General features: G+C 68.5%; 7 protein-coding genes. 3 read left to right on the forward strand and 4 right to left on the reverse strand.

Annotated elements, in window-relative coordinates; genetic code table 11:
* The first annotated feature begins 87 nt into the window (after window positions 1-87).
* Window positions 88-1,287, forward strand: coding sequence for a low temperature requirement protein A (locus AB0C19_RS02440; RefSeq protein WP_357178215.1), 1,200 nt, complete (start codon window positions 88-90; stop codon window positions 1,285-1,287).
* 18 nt (window positions 1,288-1,305) lie between these two features.
* On the opposite strand, the gene AB0C19_RS02445 is transcribed toward AB0C19_RS02440, so the two are convergent.
* The 4 genes from AB0C19_RS02445 to AB0C19_RS02460 all read right to left on the reverse strand — a co-directional run bounded on the left by AB0C19_RS02445 (window position 1,306) and on the right by AB0C19_RS02460 (window position 5,652).
* Window positions 1,306-1,950, reverse strand: coding sequence for a response regulator transcription factor (locus tag AB0C19_RS02445; RefSeq protein WP_357178218.1), 645 nt, complete (start codon window positions 1,948-1,950; stop codon window positions 1,306-1,308).
* Entirely contained in the window at window positions 1,938-3,176 is a 1,239-nt protein-coding gene (locus tag AB0C19_RS02450; RefSeq protein ID WP_357178221.1) for a sensor histidine kinase, read from the reverse strand. The genes AB0C19_RS02445 and AB0C19_RS02450 overlap by 13 nt, the downstream gene beginning before the upstream one ends.
* Window positions 3,177-3,637: 461 nt before the next feature.
* Window positions 3,638-4,585, reverse strand: a complete 948-nt coding sequence (locus tag AB0C19_RS02455; RefSeq protein ID WP_357178224.1) for an alpha/beta hydrolase — start codon at window positions 4,583-4,585, stop codon at window positions 3,638-3,640.
* A gap of 152 nt (window positions 4,586-4,737) precedes the next feature.
* A complete protein-coding gene (locus AB0C19_RS02460) occupies window positions 4,738-5,652 on the reverse strand; it encodes an RNA polymerase sigma-70 factor (protein WP_357178227.1) in 915 nt (304 codons plus the stop codon).
* Window positions 5,653-6,005: 353 nt separating this feature from the next.
* Between AB0C19_RS02460 and AB0C19_RS02465 the strand changes: the two genes are divergently transcribed.
* Both AB0C19_RS02465 and AB0C19_RS02470 read left to right on the forward strand, forming a co-directional pair.
* Complete coding sequence (locus AB0C19_RS02465) at window positions 6,006-6,389, forward strand: DoxX family protein (RefSeq protein ID WP_357178230.1); 384 nt, start codon at window positions 6,006-6,008, stop codon at window positions 6,387-6,389.
* 53 nt (window positions 6,390-6,442) lie between these two features.
* A complete protein-coding gene (locus tag AB0C19_RS02470) occupies window positions 6,443-6,832 on the forward strand; it encodes a hypothetical protein (RefSeq protein WP_357178233.1) in 390 nt (129 codons plus the stop codon).
* The last annotated feature ends 96 nt before the right edge of the window (window positions 6,833-6,928 follow it).

The following is a 6,928-nucleotide window of genomic DNA, read 5'->3' on the forward strand; positions in this document are numbered from 1 at the left end:
ACAGCCGCCCCCTGGCTCGTTAGGCCAGGAGATCACCGCGACGGGAGGGCACGTGATCGTTCGCCGACACCAGCGCGTGGCGAGCCGATGAGGAACACCCCCGACGGACTGTTGCGCAGCGAAGCCACCCGCCAGCGGGCCACCTTTCTGGAACTCTTCCTCGACCTGGTCTTCGTCTTCGCCCTCACCCGGATCTCGGCGCGGCTGATCGCCGACTTCACCGACGGCCACCGCGGCGTGTACGCGGGTCTCGGCCAGGCTCTGCTGCTGTTCCTGGCGCTGTGGGCGATCTGGTCGGTGACGGTCTGGTCGACGAGTTGGCTGGACCCGGACGCCCCGATCGTCCAGACCGTCATCATCATGACGTTGGTCGGTGCCATGACGATGGCCGTCGCCGTGCCGCACGGCTTCGGCGCACGGGCCTCCCTCTTCGCCATCACCCTGGTGACCCTCCAGATCGGCCGAGTGGTCTTCTTCCACGTCGCCGGGCACGGCCGGCCGGACCCCCACCAGTCGATCCGGATCCTCTTCTGGTTCGGTTTGAGCGCACCGCTCTGGGTCGTCGGCGGGCTGGTCAACGACGGCACTGTTCGCGGGGCGCTCTGGACCCTCGCCGTGCTGATCGACTACACCGGGCTGTTCCTCGGCTGGCCGACCCCCCGACTCGGCGCGCAACGGCTCGGCGTCCAGATGATCGCGGCCGAGCACCTGGCCGAGCGGTACCAACAGTTCCTCCTCATCGCTCTCGGCGAGGCGATCTTCGTCATTGGCCTCGCCTTCAGCGGCAGCGAGTTCCACACCGACCAGACTGGTGGGTTCGTCCTGGCGCTGGCGAGCACCGTCCTGCTCTGGCGGATCTACTTCCACGTGGCGGGAGGAATGCTGGGCACTGCCGTCGACAGTTCCCGCAACCCGGCCCGGCTCGCGACCGACATGGCCTTCGCCCACATGGTCATGATCGCGGGGATCGTGCTCACCGGCGTCGGCTTCGAGCTGTTCATCGCCGAGCCGCTCGGGCACCTCCCGGCGACCTGGCTCATCGCCATCTTCGGCGGCCCGGTGCTCTTCCTCGCCGGACGATCGGCACTCGAATACCAGGTCTTCGGTCGGGTTTCCCGGTCCCGGCTGGCCGGCCTCCTGGCCTTCGGCCTGCTGATCCCGGCAGCACTGCACCTCCAGCCGCTCACCGCCGGTACGGTCGCGGCCGTGGTGCTGCTCGGCGTCGCCGCAGCGGACGCCCGACGCTCCCGCCACCGATCGCCGGAGACGCCCACGCCCCCGTACTAGAAGCCCCTGGGCGAGGGGTCAGCCTTCCAGGTAGGCGAGGACCGCCAGGATGCGGCGGTTGTCGTCCTCGGAGGGCTTGAGACCGAGCTTGGTGAAGATGTTGTTGCTGTGTTTGCTGACGGTCTTCTCGGTGACGAACATCCGGGCGGCGATCGCAGCGTTCGAGCGGCCCTCGGCCATCAGGGTGAGGACCTCATGCTCGCGTGGGCTCAGCTCCAGGAGCTTAGGGTCGGTGGAGCGGTGGGTGAGTAGCGCACTCACCACGTCGGGGTCCATAACGGTGCTGCCGGTAGCGACCTGCCGGACACTGGCGACGAATTGGTCGACGTCCGTAACCCGGTCCTTCAACAGGTAGCCCACCGCGCCCGCGCGATCCGACATCAGCTCCCTGGCGTAGATCTGCTCGACATACTGCGATAGCACCATGATGGGCAGCCCTGGGATCTGGCGGCGGGCCTCGATCGCGGCACGCAGCCCCTCGTCGGTGAAGGTCGGCGGCAACCGCACGTCGACGATGGCGACGTCGGGGCGGTGCGTCGTCAGCGACCGGATCAGCGCGGGGCCGTTGTCAACGGCTTCCACGACCTCGAATGAATTGGCCCGCAGGATCCTGATCAGGCCCTCGCGGAGCAGGGCGAGGTCCTCGGCTATCACGATACGCACGGCAGCGACATCCTCACCTCGGTTGGTCCGCCCGGCGGGCTGTCAACGGTCAGCGTGCCGTCGAAGGCCGCCAGGCGACGGACGATGCCATGCAGGCCCGTGCCGGAATCGATCGAAGCACCCCCACGGCCGTCGTCGGACACCAGCATCGTCAGTTCCCCGGCAGCGCCGCCCCGGTGGGGTGCGAACTCCACGCTGATCCGGATCTGCTGGGCCTGGGCGTGCTTGATGGCGTTCGACAAGGCCTCGGCGACGGCGAAGTAGGCCGCGGACTCGATCGGGGCCGGCAGCCGTCCGGGCAGGCGGGTCACCACCGTTGTCGGGATCGGATTGACCAGGGCCAAGGCCTTGAGGGCGCCGTCCAGGCCACGGTCGGCCAGTACCGGCGGATGGATGCCTCGTACCAGGTCGCGCAGCTCGGTGAGGGCGCTGGAAATCGACTCGCGGGCCTCGGCCAGCAACTGCTGGACGGCCTGCGGATCTTTGGGCAGTAACTGTTCGGCCAAGCCCAGGCTCATACCCAGCGACACCAGCCGGGCCTGCGCGCCGTCGTGCAGGTCGCGTTCGATCCGGCGCAGTTCACCGGCCTGGGTGTCGACGGTCTCAGCTCGCGAGGTCGCCAACTGTTGGACGCGGGCCCGCAGGCGCGCCTGTTCGGTGGGGCCGAGCAGAGCGCGGATCACCCGAGCGTTGAGGTTCGCGAGGCGCACCGCAGTGACGTACCAGAGCAGAAGGAGAACCGGACCGAGCGGTACCAGCCCGAACGACTGCGCGACGCTGTGCAGCCGGAAGCCCTCCCCCATCGGAGTGCGGAATACCTGAGAAGGCGTCAGCTGATAGATGAGTGGATAGATCAGGTATACGACTCCGAGGACGAAGAACAGCAGCGACAGTCCGCAACTCAACCAAATGGTGATCGAGTTGATCACCAACCAGATCCAGTCCCGCCACGTCGCCGGGTCGCGCAGGATCGTCCAGAGCCGCACCGGCCACCCGGCGTCCGGCGTCGGCTGATAGGGCCGGGCGGGCAGCGGTTCGCCGAGCCGGTCGGCGGCCCACTGGCGATGCCGGTCGGCAAACCAGCGCACCAGTACGGTCGCGAGCAGGGTCAGTGGGATTCCGGCGCCAAGCGCGGCGATCGATATCGAGGTGATCCAGAGTGTGGCCAGCACGGCACCCAGGGCCGCGCCCGGCAGCAGCACCAGCGACCAGCCCAGCAGGCTCATCCGCTGAGCCAGCGCCGAGCGCGGGATCGGACCGCTGCGAGCGACGCGACCCGGCTCGGAGCCCTCCCGCGAGGGCGAGGAGCCGCCGGACAGGGCGGTTCCGCTGTTATCGGTCATCTCACTCCATCATTGCGCACCGTGCCGCGCCGCCTGGCTGGTGATTCATGTTGGCCGGCGATCCGCACTTCCCCACGGTCGGTGTCCCCCCACGTCGCGTGGAATCCAGCAACCATGGTGTCCGTCCGCGGTCCACGGAGGCTCGCATCGCCGATCGACGGCTCGATCGATCGACACCCGCACACACGCTACCCATCGCGTCAGCACTCTCGGCCCGCTCCCCGAATCTCGACCACCGCCTCGCCGTCATCGGGATCCGGACCGTGTGGCTTGTCGCGCTCGCCTACGGCAGTGCCCCGGTCAACCAGGCTCGCCGGTCCTGTCAGCCGTCGGCCCGATGGCCTTTACTTGACGGTGGCGGTCATCTGTTCGATTTCCTTGAGCACCAGGGCGGGCTTGTCCTGGGGAACGTCGTGCGAGCTTCCCTCGGCGATGACGAGTGTGCGGTCGGGCCCCGCCTTGGTGAACGCCGCTGCTGCGTCGCGCCAGGCCTGAGCGTCCTGCGGAGATCCATCGAAGGGCGTCTTGTCCGACACGATATAGATGACGGGAACGCCGTCGGGCCAGGAGACCTTGTGGTACGCCTGGTGCGTGGGACCGAAGTTGTCGGCCGTGGCGATGAGCTGGCGGTTCGCCTTCGTCGACGGCGCCTTCTTGAGCTCTTCGATCTGCGGCGTGGTTAGCGCGACGAGGCGTTGGGTCTGGGTGTCGGTGAAGAATTGCGGCACGTTGGCATCGATGAGCACCGCCCCGGAGACAACGCCGGGGTTCGCGAGGACGAAGTAGTGGGCCACTTCTCCTGCCTGCGAGTGGCCCGCGAGGACCACGTTCTGGGTGACGCCGAGTTCACGCAGACCGGCCTGCAGGTCGGAGGCGGCGGCCTTGGGGTCCCATGGGCCCTTCACCTCCTCGCTGGCACCCATACCGGCCCGGTCGTAGGTGATGATCTGCGATCCGGTGGCCTGCGACAGCTGCGGCACCAGGGCATCCCAGTACGAGGAGTCCTCGCCACCGCCGGCGTCCAGCACGATGGTGGGAGAACTTCCGGGCGTGACGTGAAAGGCAAGCTGATGCCCGTTGTTGGCGATCATGTGCAAGCCCGCTGCGGGGGCCGCACTTGCCGGGCCGGCCGCGCCTGTCGAGGTCGAGGGAGCTGCGGCTACCGAACTGGCAGCGGGCGCGGCCTTCGGCGCCGCCGAGTCAGCACACCCGGCGACTGCCGCTATCACGGCGACGGGAAGGACGAGGGCCAGGGCGGCCCGATGAAACCCGGAGATCTTCTGCGTGGTCATGGAAATGAGCTTCCACGGTTTCTAGATCTTGCTCGATCCTGCTACCTCCCAGTCGGATTGGGAGTTACCCCTACCCTGCCGCTCAGCCATCTCGCCCATCCCTTCCGACGGGCGTAACGCGGGCCGACCCCCCTGAGAGCGGATCCGGGCCATCAGCGACGCAGCACCGCTTCGCTGCCCATGTGCGACAACTTCTCGGGGTTACGCACCGCGTAGACCCCGCTGATGAGGCCGCCGTCGATACGCAGCGCGAGGACAGTGTCCAGCTCGCCGTCGAGCCGCAGAACCAGCGCCGGGTGACCGTTGACCTGGGCGGGATGCAGCGACATGGTCGCGACCCTGGCGTGTGTGCTGCACAGCAGGCGGGCCACCTTGTCGGCCCCGACGACAGGCCGCAGCACGGCCTGCTTGATCCCGCCGCCGTCGCCGAGCAGCACGACATCCGGCGCGAGCACGTCGAGCAGGCCCTGCACGTCGCCGGTCTCGACCGCCAGCCGGAACGCCGTGAGCGCACGTCGGGTGTCCGCCGGGGAGACCATCCCGCGCGGCCGGCGCGCGGCGACATGGGCCCGCGCACGGTGGGCGATCTGACGGACCGCCGCCGAACTCTTGTCGACGGCCTCGGCGATCTCGTCGTATCCAGTGTCGAAGACCTCACGGAGGACGAACACCGCCCGCTCGGTCGGCGTCAGCGTCTCCAGCACCAGCAGCATCGCCATCGAGACGCTCTCGGCGAGTTCGACGTCGTCTGCGACGTCGGGCGCTGTCAACAGCGGCTCGGGTAACCAGGAGCCGACGTAGGACTCCCTACGCCGGCCCACCGCACGCAGCCGGTTGAGCGACAGTCGGGTGGCGATCCGGACCAGGTACGCCCGCTGGTCCCGGACCGTCGCGAGATCCGCGTCCGCCCACCGCAGCCAGGTCTCCTGGAGTACGTCCTCCGCGTCGGCGGCCGAGCCGAGCATCTCGTAGGCCACTGTGAAGAGCAGGTTCCGGTGACTGACGAACGCGTCGACAGCAGCGTCCCCCCGGCCGTCCGCACCCACGATTCCGCCCTCAGCATCCATGCGTCCTCCAGTTCTGCTCGGCGTCGGCCCGGCTCGGCCCGGCTCCAGGCAAGCCATGTCCCCTATTGAGCGTGATGTTTATGAGTCATCACGATGACTCACAGACATCACGCTCAACAGCAGGTATGCCTGCCGACGGAGCGCCCCGACCGGACGCAGCGTCGCCGTCGCGGTCAGGCAGCGCCGTGCGGCGACCGGCGAGGGACGCGGACCATCAGTTCCGCTGCTCGCCCACCAGACACCGGCCAACCGCCTTCTGTGACGCCGGCCGTCAGTGCTCCTCGTCACTTCACGAGCTGTCACAGCGCGACGGCCGGCGGTGTCTCCTGTGCGAACCGATACGGAGGCAAACCATGAACCTGGCACTGTGGATCGCGGCCGGACTGTTGGCCACAATTGCCCTGGCCGGCGGCATCACCAAGACATTCGTACCCAAGCAGAAGTTGTCCGCGGCCAACGGCGGCGGGTGGACCGGCGACGCCAGCGTGCGCTTCGTCAAGACCCTCGGGGCCCTCGAAATCCTGGCCGCCGTCGGCCTGATCCTGCCCGGCGTGCTCGACATCGCACCGGTGCTGGTGCCGGTGACCGCCGTCTGCTGGATCCTGCTGATGGTCGGCGCGATGATCACCCACCTGCGCTACGGCGAGGCACGGTTCGTGGTGCTGAATCTGATCTACCTCGCGCTGGCCGCGTTCGTGGCCTGGGGCCGTCTCGGACCCGAGCCCTTCACCGGCTGACCCGAGCCCACTCCCGCCCCGGCTGGCCGACGGTGCCCCGCTATCCTCGCGCGATGACGTCGCGGACCGCGCTGAGGAGACGCACCAAGCGCATCCTCGTGGCCCTGTCCGTCACGCTGGGCCTGCTGTCGTGCCTGTGGTGCCTGTCGTTCCTCTGGTTGCAGATGTTCAAGACCGAGGGATCGTTGCCACCGGAGTCACGGATGCCGCGGGTGCCGCCCGGAGCGACGGTCGCCGACAAGAGCATGGAGTGTGCCTCCGGTGGCTGCTGGCGAACGATCACACTGGTGCCGGCGGCGGGCCAGTCTCCGGAGGACCTGGCACGCGAAATGGGTCTCTCCGAGGGCCTGCGCCTGCCGCCGACAGTGCTCGACCCGGCGACCGTCTACGTGGGGGCTCGCCCCAAGGAGGGCAAGCTGATCGTCCACGTCGGTTATCAGTGAGTCCTTCCGGGCCTCGGCGGTGCCGTTGGATGGGCGAGCCCGCCCCACGGCGCGGCGCTCAGGAGGGTGCGGCGGCGGGGAAACCGTGGGTGAGCG

Origin of the sequence: Micromonospora sp. NPDC048842 (genome assembly GCF_040649935.1) — a bacterium.
Classification (GTDB): Bacteria; Actinomycetota; Actinomycetes; order Mycobacteriales; family Micromonosporaceae; genus Micromonospora; species Micromonospora hortensis.

Excerpts from the sequence above, each read along its gene's own strand:
- AB0C19_RS02440 (WP_357178215.1), top strand. The coding sequence starts at position 88 with ATGAGGAACACCCCCGACGGACTGTTGCGCAGCGAAGCCACCCGCCAG.
- AB0C19_RS02450 (WP_357178221.1), bottom strand. The coding sequence starts at position 3,176 with ATGAGCCTGCTGGGCTGGTCGCTGGTGCTGCTGCCGGGCGCGGCCCTG.
- AB0C19_RS02455 (WP_357178224.1), bottom strand. The coding sequence starts at position 4,585 with ATGACCACGCAGAAGATCTCCGGGTTTCATCGGGCCGCCCTGGCCCTC.
- AB0C19_RS02460 (WP_357178227.1), bottom strand. The coding sequence starts at position 5,652 with ATGGATGCTGAGGGCGGAATCGTGGGTGCGGACGGCCGGGGGGACGCT.
- AB0C19_RS02465 (WP_357178230.1), top strand. The coding sequence starts at position 6,006 with ATGAACCTGGCACTGTGGATCGCGGCCGGACTGTTGGCCACAATTGCC.
- AB0C19_RS02470 (WP_357178233.1), top strand. The coding sequence starts at position 6,443 with ATGACGTCGCGGACCGCGCTGAGGAGACGCACCAAGCGCATCCTCGTG.